This window comes from Demequina maris, assembly GCF_000971155.1.
In the GTDB taxonomy this organism is placed as follows: domain Bacteria; phylum Actinomycetota; class Actinomycetes; order Actinomycetales; family Demequinaceae; genus Demequina; species Demequina maris.
Map to the genome: position 1 here is coordinate 76,002 of NZ_BBLX01000012.1, position 17,091 is coordinate 93,092.

A 17,091-nucleotide genomic window follows, 5' to 3' on the forward strand; every position below is an offset into this window, starting at 1 on the left:
CCCCATTATCAGGGCAGGGACGAGGTGCGACGGTCGACGCGGCTGGCAGACCGCTAACGTCGACCCTCCGATCGGGCCACGATGGCCCTCTGCACCACGATGAAGAGCAGCAGCAGCGCGCCGACGATGATCTGCATCCAGGACTGCTCGGCGCCCATGAACGAGATGATCGTCTTGATGGTGCCGTACACGAACACGCCGATCATCGATCCGATGACGTAGCCGCGGCCGCCGGTGAGGATCGTGCCGCCGATGACGACGGCGGCGATCGCGTCGAGCTCGGTGCCGATGCCGTTGCGCGGATAGCCGGCGCCCGAGTAGGCGGTGAGCACCAGGCCGGCGAGGCCGCCGCACAGGCCGCTGATGACGTAGGCCATCACCTTCGCCCGGGCCACCTTGAGGCCCATCAGGCGCGCCGACTGCTCGCTGCCGCCGATCGCGTAGATGGTGCGCCCGAACCGCGTGAGGTGGAGCACGAACGCGGCGACCGCGACCGCGCCCAGCGCGATGAGGCCCGTGGGCGTGATGTACCAGTCGCCCAGCCGGATGCGGGTGGACTGGAGCCACAGGATCCCGGGCTCCTCCACCTTGATCGAGGACAGGCTCACCACGTACGCGAGGCCGCGTCCCAGGAACAGGCCCGCGAGCGATGCGATGAACGGCTGCACGTTGAAGTACTGGACGAGGATGCCGATCATGAGGCCGATCGCGGCGCCGCCGAGCAGCATCGCGGGCACCGCGACGAACGCGGGCACGCCCTCCGCGAGCAGCTTCGCGCCGAGGATGCCGGAGAACGCCATCACCGAGCCGACGGAGAGGTCGATGCCGCCCGTGAGGATCACGAACGTCATGCCGACCGCGAGCACCAGGAGGTAGGCGTTGTCGAGCAGCAGCGCCGAGATGTTGCGCGGGGTGATGAAGTCGCCACGCAGGAAGATCTCCGCCCCGACGAACAGCACCAGCAGGATCGCCACCGCCGCGAACGTCGGCATCATGCTGCCGTGCCGGCTCACGAACGTCTGGAGGAACGAGGGGCCCGACTCCCGGGACTCGGTCCGGGTCGCCATCGCGGTCATCGCCCCACCTCAGCCTTCTGCTTGTCCTCGACCACGGCCGCGGCCACGGCCGCCTTCGGCTTCCGTGAGCGGGACATCCTCCCCAACGCGTTCCTGATGCGCGGCGACTGCACCACCACCACGACGACCACGACGACCGCGAAGAACACGGGGCTCTGCGCGGACGGGACGCCCAGGAAGAGGATGGTCGAGTCGAGCGTCTGGATGATGAGCACGCCGATCACGGTGCCCGCGATGGAGAACTTGCCGCCGTTGAGCGACGTGCCGCCGAGCACCACCGCGAGGATCGCGTAGAGCTCGATGAAGACGCCTGCCGCGTTCGCGTCCGCGGCGCGGATGTTCGAGGCGTAGAGGATGCCCGCGAGGCCCGCGAGCGTGCCGCTGACGATGTACGCGCCCCAGATGATGCCGCGCGACCGCACGCCCGCGAGCCGGCTCGCCTCGGGGTTGATGCCCACGGCCTCGGTGAGCACGCCCAGCGCGGTGCGGCGCTCGACGAGGCCGATCACCGTGATCGCGGCCACCGAGATGAAGAACGCGAACGGCAGCACGAACAGGTAGCCGGTCGCGATGTACGAGAACGGCTCGGAGTTGACCGTGGTGATGAACCCGCCGGTGATGAGGAGCGCGACGCCGCGGCCGGCGAGCATGAGCACGAGCGTCGCGATGATCGGTTGTATCCCGAGCACCGAGACCAGGAAGCCGTTCCACACGCCGAGCACCATCGACACGAGGATCGCCACGACCACGGCGATGAGCACCGTCGCGAGGTTGCCCGGGTCGTCGGAGCCGTCGATGATCGTCAGCGCGACCGCGCCCGAGACCGCCATGATCGCGCCCACCGACAGGTCGATGCCGCGCGTCGCGATGACGATGGTCATGCCGAGCGCCACGAGCATGAGCGGCGCGCTGTCGCGCAGGATCGTGATGATCGCGCCGAAGAGCTCGCCGTCGCGGACCCTGAGCTTGATGAAGTTGGGGCGCGCGATCGAGTTGACCGCGATGAGCGTCAGCAGCGCCACGACCGGCCAGAAGAGCCGGTGCCTCCAGATGGACCTCATGCCGCGCTCCCTTCGCCGGCGTTGGCGATGTAGTCGATGAGCCCGTCGAGATCGACCTGGGTCGCGTCGAGCTCGCCGATCTTCCTGCGGTCACGCATCACCGCGACCCGCTGTGCCAATCGAAGCACCTCCTCCAGCTCGGAGGAGATGAAGATGACGGAGAGTCCCTGAGACGACAGCTCGGAGACCTTCTTCTGGATGTCGGCCTTGGCACCGACGTCGATGCCGCGCGTGGGCTCGTCGAGGATCAGCAGCTCGGGCGCCGTCGCGAGCCATCGCGCGAGGAGCACCTTCTGCTGGTTGCCGCCGGAGAGGTTGCCCACGAGCGCGTTCGGGTTCGCCGGCCGGACGCCGAGCGCCTCGATGTACTCGGCGACCACCGCGTCCTGGTCCTTCTTGGGCACCTTGCGCATCCAGCCCTGCCGGGCCTGCATGCCGAGCACGATGTTCTCCGCGACCGTGAGGTCCGCGACCACGCCCTCCTCGCGGCGGTTCTCCGACGAGAACGAGATGCGGTGGTCGATCGCGTGGCGGGGCGAGTGCACCTTCGCGGGCGCGCCCTGGACCTCGACCTGACCCGCGTCGGGGCGGTCGGCGCCGTAGAGGAGCCGCACCAGCTCGGTTCGCCCGGAGCCGAGCAGTCCGGCGATGCCGACGACCTCGCCCTCGTAGATCTCGAGGTCGGCGGGCTCGAGCACGCCGCGCTTGCCCAGGCCCTCGGCCTTGACGACCGGGGTGCCGGTGCGGTCGATCGCGCGGTGCGAGGACTTCTCCAGCGTGGCGAGGTCCTCGAGCTCGCGGCCGATCATCTTGGTGACCAGCGCGTCGCGCGGCAGCTCCTCGATGGGGTGCTCGCCCACGAGCGCGCCGTTGCGCAGCACCGTGATGCGATCCGAGATCTCGTAGACCTGGTCGAGGAAGTGCGACACGAACAGGATCGCGACGCCCTTGGCGCGCAGGTCCCGGATCACGGCGAAGAGCTGGTCGACCTCGCCGCGGTCCAGGCTGGACGTCGGCTCGTCGAGGATCAGCACCTTGGCCTCGAGGACCATCGCGCGGATGATCGCGACCAGCTGCTGGATCGCGATCGAGTGGCTCGCGAGCATCGAGCGCGGGTCGATGGCGAGGCCGAGGCTCTCCATGTGGCGCGCGGCCTCCCGCTGGGTGGCGCGCCAGTCGATGCCGCCCGCCCTGCGGGGCTCGTGGCCGAGCATGACGTTCTCGCCCACCGTGAGGTTCGCGCAGAGGTTGACCTCCTGGTACACCGTCGAGATGCCCGCCTCCTGGGCGTCGGCCGCGGTGTGGAAGGTGCGCTGCTCCCCGGCCACCGTGATGGTGCCGGAGTCGATCGCGTAGACGCCGGTGAGCGCCTTGATGAGGGTGGACTTGCCGGCGCCGTTCTCCCCCATGAGGGAGTGGACCTCGCCGGGCCGGAGGGTGAAGTCGACGTTGTCGAGGGCGAGCACGCCGGGGAAGCGGATGGTGATTCCGCGCATCTCGACGATCGGGGGGACCTCGTTGTCCGCAGGCATGGTGTGCAGCTTTCTGGCTCGGGTTGTCGCGGGGGCCCGTCCGGGGAGCCGGCTGGCGCCGGCCCCCCGAACGGTGTCCCTGCCCTGCAAGGTCGTGATCGCGAGGATCAGTACTTGCGGTCCGGCAGCGCCGCCTCGGCCGCGGCCTGGTCGAAGGCGAGGTCCTCGACGTACTGCACCGCCTCCACGGAGTCGCCGTTGACCACGCCGGTCACCGCCGCGGCCACGAGGTCGCCGAGCAGCGGGTTGCACTCGACGATGTAGTTGATCTTGCCGTCGACGAGCGCCTGCATGCCGTCGTGGACCGCGTCGATCGAGATGATCTTGATGTCCTCGCCCGGCACCGCGCCGGCCGCCTCGATCGCCTCGATGGCGCCGAGCGCCATGTCGTCGTTGTGCGCGTAGACCAGGTCGATGCCGTCGACGCCGTAGTTCTGGATGAAGCCCTCCATCACGGACTTGCCGCCATCACGGGTGAAGTCGCCGGTCTGCGAGTCGATCTTGGTGATCATCGTGCCCTCGATCGCGGCGTCGAAGCCCGTCGCGCGGTCGTTGGCGGGAGCCGAGCCCGTGGTGCCCTCGAGCACCACCATGTTGGTCTCGGTGTCGCCGAACTCGGCGGCGGCCCACTCGCCCGCGGTGACGCCCTCCTGCTCGAAGTCGAGGCCGATCCAGGCCGCGTAGAGGTCGTCCGAGGCGGAGACCGTGCGGTCCTCGAGGATCACGGGGATGCCGGCGTCTGCGGCCTCCTGCAGCACGTCGTCCCAGCCGTCCTCGACGATCGGCGCGATGACGATCGCGTCGACGCCCTGGTTGATGAACGAGCGCACGGCGGCGATCTGCGCGGCCGTGTCGTTGTCCGCGGCGTTGAAGACGAGCTCGAAGCCGTTCTCCGAGGAGAACGCGGTCTTCATCGACTCGGTGTTGGCCGAGCGCCAGCCCGACTCGGAACCGGTCTGCGCGAAGCCGACGGTGATGACATCGCCACCGCCGCCGCCGCCGTCACCCGACGAGCCGCTCGCGGCGGGGTCGGAGTCGGACGAGCACGCCGTGAGCGCCATGGCTGCGGCACCCGCGATCGCGATCGTCGAAAGAAAACGCTTCTTCATTCTCAGAACCTCCCTGTTCTGGTCCGGCGTCCTTGCCGGTGGTCGAGCGCGTTGCCCCCGGAGCCCCGCGAAGGACCCCGTGCTTTGGATATTAGCGCTCACAATGTGAACCCTCACAAGTGCGCAACGGTCACGTTTCTGTAACAGCGGCACGCGCATGGTCGCGCTCTCAGCCCGGGGACGCGTGCCCGCGAATGTGAATGCTCACTCTTTTCCGGGACGACGAGGCCCGCGCATCGTCCGGAGGGACGATGCGCGGGCCCGGTCGGCGCCGTGCGCGTCAGCCGCGCGCGGGCGCCCGGCGCAGCACCACCCAGCCGACGGCGGCGAAGGAGACGCTCACCGGGAGCGTCCACGCCATCACCACCGCCAGCGGGTTGGTGGTGAAGAAGTCGGCCGTGGGCCCCCAACCCGCGTCCAGCAGCCACCACACGAGCGCCACGACCGCGAGCGCGAGCGCCCCGAAGTACAGGTAGAGCCCGTTCGCGCGCCACCGCACGAACAGCGCGCCGATCATCGCTCCCATCGTGGTGAACAGCAGGTAGAGCGCGAAGTAGTGGAACGCGACGACCGCGAAGGGCGCGTCGTAGAGGTACGCCGGGGCGTAGAACGAGCCGTCGAGCCCCCAGCCGTCGGTGGCGCGCTCGAGGAGCGCGAGCAGCCCGAGGCCGATGCCGAAGACCACCGCCATGATGGCGAAGAACGTCACGGTGCCCAGGTAGTAGTCGCGCCGCGTCGACGAGAAGCCGAGCGCGAAGCGGAAGCCGGCGTTCATCGCCTGGATCGCGATGATCATCATGTAGATGACGAGCCAGCTCACGCCGCCGGCGTAGCGGAACGCGTCCTCCTCGATGCCCGGCCCGGCGTAGTGGCTGATGATGGCCCAGATGGACCACGTCAGCGCGTGGATCGACACGAGCACGATCCACGGCAGGATCAGCGCGGGCCAGGGGTTCGCGACGTGCAGGCGCACGACGTTCCAGACGCGGCGGCCGGCGGGCACGAGGGCCCCGGGGCGCGCGGTGTCGGCGATCGCGGTCATGATGCCGCCTCCTCGGTGCGGGTCGCGCCGCCGGTGCGGCGCACGATGAGCTGCTGGAGCGAGACCGGCGTCACCTCGAGGCCGGACGATGCGGCGCGCGCCTTGTCGTCGGCGCCCAGCCCCGCGACGGTCGCCGAGGAGATCCCGCCGATGTGCTCGCGGGCGAGCACCTCGCGACCGGCGACGAACGCCTCGACGTCCGAGGCGCGACCCACGAGGGTCGAGGCCGTGCCGCGCAGCTCCTCGGTGTCCGCGTCGATCTCGAGGCGGCCCTCGTGGATGACGAGGACGTGGTCGAGCAGGTCGGCCGCCTCGTCGATGAGGTGCGTCGACAGCACGATGGTGCGCGGGTGCGCCGCGTAGTCCTCGAGCAGGCGGTCGTAGAAGATGTGCCGTGCCACCGCGTCGAGGCCCGCGTAGGGCTCGTCGAGCAGCGTCAGCTCGGCGCGCGACGCGATGCCGACGATCGCGCCGATCGCCGAGCGCTGGCCGCGGGACATCTTCTTCACCATGCGGTCGACCGGGACGCCGAAGTCCGCGACGAGCCGCTCCGCGAGCGCCGCGTCGAAGTGCGGGAAGAAGTGCGGCGCCATCGCGAGCACGTGGCGGCCGCGGTAGGCGTCGGGGTAGCTCTGCGACTCCTTGATGAAGCACAGGCGCGTGAGCGCGCGGGCGTTCTCGACGGGGTCCTCGCCGAACACGCGGACCGTGCCGGCGCTCGCGAAGTCCTGCCCCGTCACGAGGTTCATGAGCGTGGTCTTGCCGGCGCCGTTGCGCCCGAGCAGTCCGCAGATCGACCCCTCCTCGACGGCGAACGTCACGTCGTCGACGGCGCGGACGGCGCCGAAGCGGCGACTGAGGCCCGTGGCCTCGATGATGGCGGTCACTCCCCCGCCTCCTTCCTGATCATGTCCGCGAGCTGCGCCGGGCTCAGCCCGAGCGTCGCGGCCCTCTCGACGAGGGGCCGGATGTGCTCCTCCCGGAACGTGTCGCGCCGCGCGGCCAGCAGCCGCGCCCGTGCGCCCTCCGCCACGAACATCCCGATCCCCCGTCGCTTGTAGAGCGTCCCCTCGTCCACCAGCCGGTTCACGCCCTTGAGGGCGGTGGCCGGGTTGATGCGGTGGAACACGGCGAGCTCGTTGATGGACGGCACCTGGGACTCCTCCGGCAGCGAGCCGTCGAGGATCCTCGCCTCGAGCCGCTCCGCGATCTGCTGGAAGATCGGCCTGCCGTCGTCCACGTGCCCTCCCGGTCTACTGGTTAGTTACTTCACTAACTAACCAACCATGCGTGCCGGACGCTGTCAAGGGGGCGCGCATCGTCCCTGGGACGGACGGGCCGCGCCCGTGTCCCCGCCGCTCGGTAAGGTGAGGGCCATGACCGACACCCCTCTCGTCTGGATCGACTGCGAGATGACGGGACTCGACGTGGGCGCCGACGCCCTCGTCGAGGTCGCGTGCCTCGTGACGGACTCGGACCTCAACATCCTGGGCGACGGCGTGTCCGTCGTGATCAAGCCGTCGGACGAGGCGCTCGCCGGCATGGGCGACTTCGTGCGCAACATGCACGTCGAGTCGGGCCTGCTGCCCGAGCTCGAGCACGGCACCACCATGGAGGACGCGCAGGAGCAGGTGCTCGCGTACATCCGCGCGCACGTGCCGGTCGCCGGCAAGTCGCCGCTCGCCGGCAACACCGTGGGCATGGACCGCATGTTCCTCGAGCGCGACATGCCGCAGGTGATCGAGCACCTGCACTACCGCGTGGTCGACGTGAGCTCCTTCAAGGAGCTCGTGCGCCGCTGGTACCCGCGCGTGTTCTTCCAGGCCCCCGCGAAGACGGGCGGCCACCGCGCGCTCGGCGACATCCGCGACTCGATCACGGAGCTGCGCTACTACCGCGAGACCATCCTCGTGCCGCTGCCCGGCCCGGACTCGGACGCCGCCAAGGCGGCGGCGGCGAGCGTCACGCCGGACGCGTCAACCGCCGCGCCGTAGACCCGGTATACTCTTCCGTGGCCCTCTTCGTGAGGGCCGATGGTGGCTATAGCTCAGCTGGTAGAGCACCGCGTTGTGGTCGCGGGGGCCGCGGGTTCAAGTCCCGTTAGCCACCCCATCACGAAGCCCCCGGCGTCTGGGACGCCGGGGGCTTCGACGTTCCCGCGCGGTCTATCCTTGCGGGGGCGCCGCCCCGCGGCGCGCATCTGAGGAGGTCCCATGTTCGCAGCCCTGACCGGCGCCGGCCTGTCCGCCGCCGCGGGACTCAACGCGTTCATCCCGCTCGTCATGGTCGGGCTGTTCGCGCGCTTCACGGACTTCATCGTCCTGCCCGAGCAGCTCGACTGGCTGCAGTCGTGGCCCGCGATCATCATCGGCCTCCTCCTGCTCGCCGCCGAGCTCGTCCTCGACAAGATCCCCGGCGTCGACCACATCAACGACCTCCTGCAGTCGCTCGTGCGCCCGCTGGTCGGCGGCGTGATCTTCGCCGCCACCGCCGCCGCGCAGGTGATCGACCAGAGCAACTTCTGGCAGGACAACCCGCTCATCGCGGGCATCGTCGGCGCGATCATCGCGGCCGGCGTCCACACCGCGAAGTCCGCGTCGCGCCCGTCGGTCAACGCCGCCACGGCCGGCACCGGCGCGCCGGTCGCGTCGTTCGCGGAGGACGCGACCGCGGTCGCGCTCAGCCTCATCGCGATCTTCGTGCCGATCCTCGTGGTCGTCGTGCTCATCGCCATGGGCGCGGTCTTCTACCGCGTGGTCACCACCGGCCGCAGGCGCCGCCGCCGGCGCGCGCAGCTCGAGGCCGAGGAGCGCGCCGAGCGCGAGGAGCGCGCCGCCGCCGGCATCAAGACGCCGTGGTGGCGCGGCCGCTGGCGCTGAGACCCTCCCGACCGGTGCATCGTCCCGCCGGACGATGCGCGCGTCACGCCGCGGGCGCCTCGCCGAAGTCCGCGAGGAAGTCCGCGACGAAGTCGTTCGCCGGCTGACCGGTGACCTCGTCGGGGGTGCCCAGCTGCTCGAGGACGCCGCCGCGCGACAGCACCGCGATGCGGTCCGCGAGCAGCACGGCCTCGCGCATGTCGTGCGTCACCATCACCACCGTGAGGCCCAGCTCGCGCTGGAGCGCCTGGAACTCGCGCTGCAGCCGGCGCCGGCCCTGCGGGTCGACCGCGCCGAACGGCTCGTCCATGAGCATCACCGGCGGCCTGGCCGCGAGCGCGCGGGCCACGCCCACGCGCTGACGCTCGCCTCCCGACAGCTCGTGCGGGTAGCGCGGCCCGTACGTGTCCGCGTGCAGCCCCACCAGGTCGAGCAGCTCCGCGACCCGCTCCGCGGTGCGCGCCTTGTCCCACTTGAGCAGGCCGGGCACCGTCGCGACGTTCTGCGCGACCGTGCGGTGCGGGAACAGGCCCACGTGCTGGATGACGTACCCGATGCCGCGCCGCAGCTCGACGGGGTCCTGGCCCATCACATCGGTCCCGCCGACGAGGATGCGGCCCGAGCTGGGCTCGACCAGCCGGTTGATCATGCGCAGCGTGGTCGACTTGCCGCAGCCCGAGGGACCCACGAGCGCGAGCACCTCACCGGGGCGCGCCTCGAGGTCGAGAGAGTCGACCGCGACGGTCCCGTCGGGGTAGACCTTGCGCACGGCCTCGAGCACGATCCCGCTGGTGTCCATCGGTCCACCGTAGCGCGCGACCCCGCGGGACCCGCCGGAGCGCCGTGTACGGTCGAGGGGTGGACAATCCCTGGCTGTCGCTCGACTACCTGCAGCGCAGCGGCGACGAGGTCTGGGAGCAGTTCGTCATCCACGCGACGCTGACGCTCGAGGCGGTCGCGATCGCGGCGGCGATCGCGCTGCCGCTCGCCGTGCTCGTGCGCCGCTCGCCGCGCCTGTCCGGGCCCATCCTCGGCGTCACCGGCGTGCTCTACACGGTGCCGTCGTTCGCGCTGTTCGCGCTGCTCGCGCCGTTCACGGGGATCGGGCGCACCACGGTGCTGATCGGGCTGGTCGCGTACGCGCTGCTCGTGCTCGTGCGCAACACCGTGGTCGGCCTGCAGGGGGTCGACCCGGACATCGTCGACGCGGCCCGCGGGCAGGGGTACACGCGCAACCGGATGCTGTTCGCCGTCGAGCTGCCCAACGCGCTGCCGAGCATCCTCGCCGGCCTGCGGATCGCGACCGTGTCCACGGTCGCGCTCGTCACGGTCGGGGTCGTCGTCGGCTACGGCGGGCTGGGCCAGCTGATGTTCCGCGGGATGCAGTCCAACTACCGTGCCCAGATCGCGACGAGCTCCCTGCTGTGCCTGGCGCTCGCGCTCGTGCTCGACCTCGCGCTCGTGCTGCTCGGGTGGTGGCTGATGCCGTGGCAGCGGGGCACGCGGCGGCGGTCGCGCCGCGCACGCGCCGCCGCCCGCACCGCGGAGGCCTCCGCGTGAGCACGATCGGCGACGCGTGGGACTACCTCACGACCCCCGAGAGCTGGGTGGGGGCCAACGGCATGTTCGGCACGAGCTTCGACGGGTCGCTGCGCTTCCAGCAGGACTCGATCATCGCGCTCACGATCGAGCACATCTACATGTCGTTCGCGGCGGTCGGCATCGCGGCGGCCGTCGCGCTGCCGCTCGGCCTCTGGCTGGGCCACGTGCGCCGGGGCGGGGGCGTCACGACGGTGATCTCCAACGTGTCGCGCGCGATGCCCACCCTCGCGCTGCTCACGCTGTTCGCGGCGTCGGCGATCGGCTTCGGCAACCGCGCCGTCATCATCGCAGCAGCGATCTTCGCGTTCCCGCCGATCCTCACCAACACGTTCACCGGCATGTCGGGCGTCGACGCCGACGTCCGCGAGGCGGCCTTCGGGCAGGGCATGACGCGGCTCCAGGTCGCGCTCCGGGTCGAGCTGCCGCTCGCGCTGCCGCTCATCGCCGCCGGGCTGCGCACCTCGGCGACCCAGACGGTCGCGACCGTGCCGCTCGCCGCGCTCGTCGCGGGCGGCGGCCTCGGCGTGATCATCAACACCGGGCTCGCCACGCAGCGCTACGGGCAGGTGCTCGCCGGCGGCATCCTCGTCGCCGCGGTGTGCCTCGGCATCGACTGGGTGCTCGGCCGCGTGCAGCGGGCCGTCACCCCGGCCCCGCTGCGCCTCACCGCCGCCGTCGCGACCTGAGCCGACGCATCGTCCACCCGTCCGCCCGTGCGCGGGCGCCGAACGATGAATACCCTGGAAACCGGGCCGCACGGGAACAACGCGCCCGCGTCGGAGGTTGCGGCCCTGTGAGTCCCCTACCCGAGGAGTGACATGCGAACGAGAAACCCACTGATCGTCGCGGCCGCCGCCGGCACGCTGCTGCTGGCCGGATGCGCGTCGGGAGGTTCCGAGGCCGAGTCGTCCGGATCCGCCTCCGAGGGCGGCGCGATGGCGCAGGAGTGCCTGCCCGTCCCGGGCGACGCGCTCACCGTGCTCGCCGACGACCTGATGCTGCAGAACGCCGACAACCTCATCCCGGCCGTCAACGCGGACGCCGCGACGCCCGAGCTGCTCGCCGGCCTCGACGCCGTGTCCGCGGTGCTCACCACGGACGACCTCATCCAGCTGAACAAGGCCGTCGACATCGACCGCCAGACCTCGAAGGAGGCCGCGACGCAGTACGTGGCCGACAACTCCATCGAGTCGCCCGAGCAGGGGTCCGGGAGCGTCGTGATCGGCGCGGCGAACTTCTCCGAGAACATCACCGTGGCCGAGATCTACTCGGCCGTGCTGGCATCGGCGGGCTTCGACACCGAGGTGCGCACGATCGGCAGCCGCGAGACGTACCTGCCCGCGCTCGAGAAGGGCGACATCCAGGTGGTGCCGGAGTACGCCGCCACCGTGACGGAGTTCCTCAACGTCGACCAGAACGGCGCGGACGCCGCCGCGGTCGCCTCGGGCGACGTCGACGCGACGGTCGCCGCGCTCGAGCCGCTCGCCGAGACCGCGGGCCTCGTCTTCGGCGCCCCGGCCGCGGCGCAGGACCAGAACGCCTTCGCCGTCACGCAGGCCTTCGCCGACGAGTACGGCGTCACGTCGCTCACCGAGCTCGCCGAGACCTGCGGCACGATCTCGCTCGGCGGGCCCCCGGAGTGCCCGGAGCGCCCGTTCTGCCAGATCGGGCTCGAGGAGGAGTACGGCCTCGAGGTGTCGCAGTTCTCCTCGCTCGACCCGGGCGGCCCGCTCACCAAGGCCGCGCTGCGCCAGGGCGAGGTCATGGTGGGACTGGTCTTCAGCTCCGACGGCGAGCTCGGCTAGCCGTCCCGCACCCGCGCGCTACGAAGGCCCGGTCCCCCGTGGGGGCCGGGCCTTCGTCTGAGGGTCGTCAGGCCGCGGCGTGCAGGTGGTGCACCACGGGTCGGACGAAGTACTCGGCCGCCTGGCGACGCGTGGCGTCGGCCGGCGACATGCCCGCGTCGACCCAGCGCACCCAGTCGACGATGCGCTCGGCGGAGCCGCGCAGGTCGAACGCGTGCTGCCAGCCGAGCATCTCGGAGGCCTTGGAGCCGTCGAGCCAGAGGAGCTTGTCCTCCGGGAACGCGCAGGCCTCGCACGCGGGGCTGATGAGCGACGGCTCGCCCCAGGCGCGGGCGAGCTCGAACACCATCTCGCCTGCGGTGTAGCCCGAGCTCGGCGGCGCGAAGTTGAGCGCGTCGACGGCGCGCTCGTCGGCGCCGAGCAGCCGGGTCCCGGCGAGCACGAAGCCCGCGACGACGTCGAGGACGTGCTGGAACGGGCGGACGGCCAGCGGGTCGCGGACCGCGAAGACACGCTCGTCCTCGAAGGCACGGATACAGTTGGGCACGAGCCGGTCGGCGTCGTCACCGCCGCCGATCACGTTGCCGAGCCGCACCGAGGTGGCGCGGTACGGCGCGCCGTCGAGGCGCGCGAGGTCGGTGAACTCGCGGAACAGGATCTCCGCGATGGTCTTCGACGCCGAGTACGGGCTGACGCCGCCCAGCGGGCTGTCCTCGGTGAGCTTGCTGTCGCCCGGCTTCATGGGCACATAGCACTTGTCCGACGTGACGTGCACGAGCGCCGGGATCATGCCGAGGCGCGCCGCCTCGAGCACGTTGAGCGAGCCGCGCAGGTTCACCTCGAAGGTGAGGTGCGGGTCGTCGAAGCCGCGACACAGGAGCGCCTGCGCCGCCAGGTGGTAGACGAGGTCGGGACGGTGCTCCTCGATGACCGAGAACAGCGTGTCCCGGTCGCGGATGTCCGCCTCGTACTGCCGCGCGCAGACGTCTCCGAGCCATTCCGCGCGCGCGGCCGCGGAGGGATCGTCGTTGATCGAGTACCCGATCACGTTGGCTCCGAGGTGCTCGAGCACCGTCGTCAGCCACGCGCCGATGAAGCCGCTGTGCCCCGTGACAAGCACGGTCCTGCCAGTGAAATCCGGCATGCCCTCAGCCCGCTCAGCCATGTCCATCACTTCCCCCATGTTGTGATCCCCCCTGGACGGATCGCGACCCCGCTCCCCCAGCCCCTCGGCCTAGGAGGTCGTTGCCCTCACCCGGCGGGTTCGAGGTCCTCCACCGGACACTTCCGTCCGGCTTTGTCCCTTTTGCCCACGTTCTTACTTTTAGCGCACGGATGGGCGATTCGCCAGTGCTGATTCCGGCGGTTTGCGCGATTCGCACGGTTCTTGCGCGACGATTCGGAGCGCGCGAGGGGGCCGATGCGGCGGCTTCGCTGCACGTTCCGCGCGGCGCGGCGCGCGGATCAGTCCTGGTCGGCGGGGACCAGCGGGCGGTTCTCGAAGAAGGTCTGGAGCACCACGGTCGTGCGCGTGGTGACGTTCACGGCCTGGCGGATGTCGCGGATCAGCGTCTCCAGATCGGGGGGCGTGCCGACACGCACGAACAGCATGTAGCTCGCGTCGCCGGCGATCGAGTGGCACGCCTCGACCGCGGTGAGATGCTCGATGAGCCGCGGGACCTCGTCGACCTGCGCCGGATCCAACGGCGTGATCTCGATGAAGGCGGAGAGCGGGCGCCCGACGGATCCCGGGTCGACGAGCGCCATGTACCCCGTGATGACGCCGCTCGCCTCGAGCCGGCGCAGCCGCGCCTGGACGGCGGACGTCGACAGCCCGACATGCGCGGCGAGTTGCGCGAGGGTCGCGCGGGCATCGCGCGAGACCTCCGCCACGAGCCGCGCGTCGACCGGATCCTGCATGACAGGGACGCTACCGCATGCACCCTCTGAGGCGTGCGCGCGACGCCGCCCGGGACAGGCAGAATCCTTGACCCACGCATCGTCCGATGAAATGCTTCCTGTAATGCGTACGTTGCGCAGGAAAAGTTCCATCAAAGCGTCGAGGGAGGTCCCCATGTCCCTGTCAGCTGGCACCACGCAGCCCGTCATCGGCGAGCCCGAGGTGGTCGAGGACGTGCGCCTCGTCGAGTCGAGCGGGGCCTGGCGGCGCCTGAAGGCCGCCGCGACCGCGCTGCAGCCGATGCAGGTCAAGAACGGCGCGATCCCCGACTCCGCGCAGCACGAGGCCGCCCGCGGCCATGTCGACACGATCGTCGGCGCGATCCGGGCGCTCGCCCCGCTGTTCCCGCACGACGCCGCGTACCTCGACGCGCTCCCCCGCGACTTCGCGCGGTGGGTCGACGGCGGCTTCGGCGAGCCCGACTTCCTCGACTCCCTGGTGGAGTTCCAGCCGCAGCGCCATCGCGTGGACGGCACGCGCCACCTGGTCGTGTTCCCGATGTACACGCAGAACGGGTCGTCCGAGCGTCACGTCGAGGCCCTGCTGGCCGAGGCGATCTGGCCCGACTTCATCGCGGACCTCGAGGCGGGCGACTACGGCAACGCGCTGTTCGTGTCGCTGAGGCTCCTCGACTTCACGCCGGGCTACGACACCAACTCGGCCGTGCTGTTCCCCGAGACCGTCGCGATGCGGGAGATCCCGCGCTTCACCTGGGGCGCGATCTTCCAGGACCGCGAGGCCGCGCGCTACCGCCGCGTCGTCGCGGCCGCCGCCGACGTCACCAAGCTGGCGCTGCCCGAGGGCGCGGCCGCGCTGCTCGAGGACCAGGCGCTCGCCGAGCGGACGTTCGTGATGTGGGACCTCATCCACGACCGGACCCACATGCGCGGCGACCTGCCGTTCGACCCGTTCATGATCAAGCAGCGCATGCCGTTCTTCCTCTACACGCTGGAGGAGCTGCGCTGCGACCTCACGGCGTTCCGCGAGGCCGTCCGGATCCAGCGGACGCTGGACGCCCGCGCGGCGGCGGGCGAGGAGCTCACGGCGACCGAGGAGGACACGCGCCGTCACGCGACGCTCGTCCAGTACGCGGTGCTCTTCGACCGCATCTTCCGGTTCCCGATCACCGGGTCGCGGGTGCGCAACTACGACGGGCTCGGCGGGCAGCTGCTGTTCGCGTGGCTGCACCAGCAGCACGTGCTCGAGTGGCGCGACGTGGAGCTCAGCGTCGACTGGGCCCGGGTCGCGGACGCGGTCGTCGAGCTCAGCGACCGCATCAACGACCTGTACTGGGAGTCCATCGACCGGCCCAAGCCCGTGCACTGGCTCAAGGCGTACGAGCTGATCTCGGGCGTCCTCGCGCCGAACCCGGCATCCGCCTGGGCGGCGGGCCTGCCGCGCGAGGTGCTCGCCGGGCCGCCGAAGGGCTACACCGACCTCGTGATGGACGACGAGTTCCCGCTGTCGATGTTCTACGAGGCGCTCGACAAGAAGATGGGTCCCGTCATCGAGTCGACCGCGGGCATCGGGGGCACGGCTGCGTGACCGCTCCGAGTCTGGCCGGGCGGACGGTGCTGGTCGCGGGCGCGACCAGCGCCGTCGGCATCGCGGCGACCCGCGCGCTCGTCACCGCGGGCGCGCGCGTCGTGGCCGTGGGGCGCTCCCCCGAGCGGCTCGCCCCGCTGGCGACGCTCGGGGCCCGATGCGAGGTGGCCGACCTCGCCGACGAGGCCGCGGTGCTCGCGCTCGCCGGAAGGCTCCACGCGGACGACGTGCGCGTCGACGGCGTGCTGCACCTCGTGGGCGGGTGGCGCGGCGGCGGAGGGCTCGCGGGGCAGTCCGAGGCGGACTACCGGGTCCTCGAGGCCTCCTTCACCGCGCTCCGCCACGTGTCGCGGGCGTTCTTCGACGACCTCACCCGCTCCCCCGCGGGCCGGCTCGCGATCGTCTCGTCGACGGCGGTCGCCCGTCCGCTCGCGGGCGGGGCGAGCTACGCCGCCGTCAAGGCGGCCAGCGAGGCGTGGGTCCGGGCGGTCGCGCACGGCTTCGACAAAGGTGCGCGCGACGCGGGCGCGGCTCCCACGGCGGCGGCGGTCGTCTTCCGCGTGGCAAGCCTCGCGGGGCGCGAGGAGGCCGTCGCCGAGGCGTTCGTGGGGCTGTGGGACGCGGGGGCCGAGGTGAACGGGTCGATCGTCGAGATCGGCGCGGAGTAGGCCCGGGACTCCCCTGGAAACGCGAAAGGCCCGGTCCTCATGGACCGGGCCTTCGCACTCCGTACGCCCCCAGGGACTCGAACCCTGAACCCGCTGATTAAGAGTCAGCTGCTCTGCCAGTTGAGCTAGAGGCGCATCGCACACCATCGCGGCGCGAGAAATAACGATACAGGACTTGCCGCGCAAAGTGAAATCGGCACCGGGGGGCGGCCGGGCGTTCGCGGCCACCGTTACGGTGGACCCCATGAGCGACAACCGTCTGAGCGTGGGCGACACCGCCCCGGACTTCACCGCCCCCACCGACACCGGCACCTTCAGCCTCGCCGACCTCCGCGGCAGGAAGGTCATCCTCTACTTCTACCCCGCCGCGATGACGCCCGGCTGCACCACCGAGGCGTGCGACTTCCGCGACTCGCTCGACGCGCTGAACGCCGCCGGGTACGACGTCGTCGGCATCTCCAAGGACTCGCCCGCCAAGCTTGCGCAGTTCCGCGAGAAGGAGGGCCTCACGTTCACGCTCGTGTCGGACGAGGACCTCGCGATCCAGAACCTCTACGCCGCGTGGGGCATGAAGAAGCTCTACGGCAAGGAGGTCGAGGGCTCGATCCGCTCCACCGTCGTGGTCGACGAGGACGGCAAGGTCGCCCTCGCGCAGTACAACGTCAAGGCGACGGGCCACGTGGCGAAGCTGCGCCGCGACCTCAAGCTCGGCTGACCTACCCCGCCTCCGCCCCGCCTCGCGCCACCCGCCGGTCCCCGCTGCGCCCGCTGCGGGGAGCTGAGCGACGGTTTCGCGAGGTCTCGGACTGCCA

The 17,091-nt window shown here is 71.0% G+C and carries 17 protein-coding genes, 2 tRNA genes and 1 pseudogene; 9 read left to right on the forward strand and 11 right to left on the reverse strand.

The window, feature by feature from the left end; all coding sequences use genetic code 11:
• Positions 1–53: 53 nt before the first annotated feature.
• From AOM02_RS12420 to AOM02_RS12450, 7 genes are all read right to left on the reverse strand, one after another.
• On the reverse strand, positions 54–1,076 hold the full coding sequence (locus tag AOM02_RS12420; RefSeq protein WP_062299677.1) for an ABC transporter permease subunit: 1,023 nt from the start codon (positions 1,074–1,076) through the stop codon (positions 54–56).
• Positions 1,073–2,137, reverse strand: coding sequence for an ABC transporter permease (locus AOM02_RS12425; protein ID WP_062299679.1), 1,065 nt, complete (start codon positions 2,135–2,137; stop codon positions 1,073–1,075). Before AOM02_RS12425 ends, AOM02_RS12420 begins: the two co-directional genes overlap by 4 nt.
• Positions 2,134–3,669 carry a sugar ABC transporter ATP-binding protein gene (locus tag AOM02_RS12430; protein WP_062299682.1) on the reverse strand — a complete coding sequence of 512 codons (1,536 nt, stop codon included), beginning with the start codon at positions 3,667–3,669 and terminating at the stop codon, positions 2,134–2,136. Before AOM02_RS12430 ends, AOM02_RS12425 begins: the two co-directional genes overlap by 4 nt.
• A 107-nt stretch (positions 3,670–3,776) precedes the next feature.
• On the reverse strand, positions 3,777–4,778 hold the full coding sequence (locus AOM02_RS12435; protein ID WP_062299685.1) for an ABC transporter substrate-binding protein: 1,002 nt from the start codon (positions 4,776–4,778) through the stop codon (positions 3,777–3,779).
• Between the two features lie 280 nt (positions 4,779–5,058).
• Positions 5,059–5,820, reverse strand: coding sequence for a hypothetical protein (locus AOM02_RS12440; protein WP_062299687.1), 762 nt, complete (start codon positions 5,818–5,820; stop codon positions 5,059–5,061).
• Positions 5,817–6,707, reverse strand: a complete 891-nt coding sequence (locus AOM02_RS12445) for an ABC transporter ATP-binding protein (RefSeq protein ID WP_062299689.1) — start codon at positions 6,705–6,707, stop codon at positions 5,817–5,819. Before AOM02_RS12445 ends, AOM02_RS12440 begins: the two co-directional genes overlap by 4 nt.
• Positions 6,704–7,060 (reverse strand): GntR family transcriptional regulator, encoded by a 357-nt coding sequence (locus tag AOM02_RS12450; protein WP_062299691.1) that lies wholly within the window; start codon positions 7,058–7,060, stop codon positions 6,704–6,706. The genes AOM02_RS12445 and AOM02_RS12450 overlap by 4 nt, the downstream gene beginning before the upstream one ends.
• A 136-nt stretch (positions 7,061–7,196) precedes the next feature.
• Between AOM02_RS12450 and orn the strand changes: the two genes are divergently transcribed.
• The 3 genes from orn (at position 7,197) to AOM02_RS12465 (ending at position 8,699) form a co-directional block, all read left to right on the forward strand.
• On the forward strand, positions 7,197–7,814 hold the full coding sequence (orn, locus tag AOM02_RS12455) for an oligoribonuclease (RefSeq protein WP_062299694.1): 618 nt from the start codon (positions 7,197–7,199) through the stop codon (positions 7,812–7,814).
• Between the two features lie 42 nt (positions 7,815–7,856).
• Positions 7,857–7,932 (forward strand) — tRNA-His (locus AOM02_RS12460).
• 101 nt (positions 7,933–8,033) lie between these two features.
• On the forward strand, positions 8,034–8,699 hold the full coding sequence (locus AOM02_RS12465; protein ID WP_082099619.1) for a DUF4126 domain-containing protein: 666 nt from the start codon (positions 8,034–8,036) through the stop codon (positions 8,697–8,699).
• 73 nt (positions 8,700–8,772) lie between these two features.
• Here AOM02_RS12465 and AOM02_RS12470 read toward each other — a convergent pair.
• Positions 8,773–9,498: pseudogene (locus AOM02_RS12470) on the reverse strand (ABC transporter ATP-binding protein); the annotation flags it as partial.
• Between the two features lie 59 nt (positions 9,499–9,557).
• Between AOM02_RS12470 and AOM02_RS12475 the strand changes: the two are divergent.
• The 3 genes from AOM02_RS12475 (at position 9,558) to AOM02_RS12485 (ending at position 12,106) form a co-directional block, all read left to right on the forward strand.
• A complete protein-coding gene (locus AOM02_RS12475; RefSeq protein WP_228372638.1) occupies positions 9,558–10,259 on the forward strand; it encodes an ABC transporter permease in 702 nt (233 codons plus the stop codon).
• The gene (locus AOM02_RS12480) at positions 10,256–10,987 is read left to right on the forward strand and encodes an ABC transporter permease (RefSeq protein WP_228373848.1); all 732 of its coding nucleotides are present in this window, start codon (positions 10,256–10,258) and stop codon (positions 10,985–10,987) included. The genes AOM02_RS12475 and AOM02_RS12480 overlap by 4 nt, the downstream gene beginning before the upstream one ends.
• 132 nt (positions 10,988–11,119) lie before the next feature.
• On the forward strand, positions 11,120–12,106 hold the full coding sequence (locus AOM02_RS12485) for a glycine betaine ABC transporter substrate-binding protein (RefSeq protein ID WP_062299705.1): 987 nt from the start codon (positions 11,120–11,122) through the stop codon (positions 12,104–12,106).
• 67 nt (positions 12,107–12,173) lie between these two features.
• Here AOM02_RS12485 and AOM02_RS12490 read toward each other — a convergent pair whose 3' ends face one another.
• Entirely contained in the window at positions 12,174–13,226 is a 1,053-nt protein-coding gene (locus AOM02_RS12490) for an NAD-dependent epimerase/dehydratase family protein (RefSeq protein ID WP_062299707.1), read from the reverse strand.
• Between the two features lie 344 nt (positions 13,227–13,570).
• Positions 13,571–14,026 (reverse strand): Lrp/AsnC family transcriptional regulator, encoded by a 456-nt coding sequence (locus tag AOM02_RS12495; protein ID WP_062299709.1) that lies wholly within the window; start codon positions 14,024–14,026, stop codon positions 13,571–13,573.
• 154 nt (positions 14,027–14,180) lie between these two features.
• Between AOM02_RS12495 and AOM02_RS12500 the strand changes: the two genes are divergently transcribed.
• Positions 14,181–15,611, forward strand: coding sequence for a DUF6421 family protein (locus AOM02_RS12500; RefSeq protein ID WP_062299712.1), 1,431 nt, complete (start codon positions 14,181–14,183; stop codon positions 15,609–15,611).
• Positions 15,608–16,279, forward strand: a complete 672-nt coding sequence (locus tag AOM02_RS12505; RefSeq protein WP_062299715.1) for an SDR family NAD(P)-dependent oxidoreductase — start codon at positions 15,608–15,610, stop codon at positions 16,277–16,279. The genes AOM02_RS12500 and AOM02_RS12505 overlap by 4 nt, the downstream gene beginning before the upstream one ends.
• 62 nt (positions 16,280–16,341) lie before the next feature.
• Here the strand turns inward: AOM02_RS12505 and AOM02_RS12510 are convergent.
• Positions 16,342–16,414, reverse strand: a tRNA-Lys gene (locus tag AOM02_RS12510).
• Positions 16,415–16,523: 109 nt separating this feature from the next.
• On the opposite strand from AOM02_RS12510, the gene bcp reads away from it, so the two are divergent.
• Positions 16,524–16,994, forward strand: a complete 471-nt coding sequence (gene bcp / locus AOM02_RS12515; RefSeq protein ID WP_062299716.1) for a thioredoxin-dependent thiol peroxidase — start codon at positions 16,524–16,526, stop codon at positions 16,992–16,994.
• Positions 16,995–17,091 lie beyond the last annotated feature (97 nt).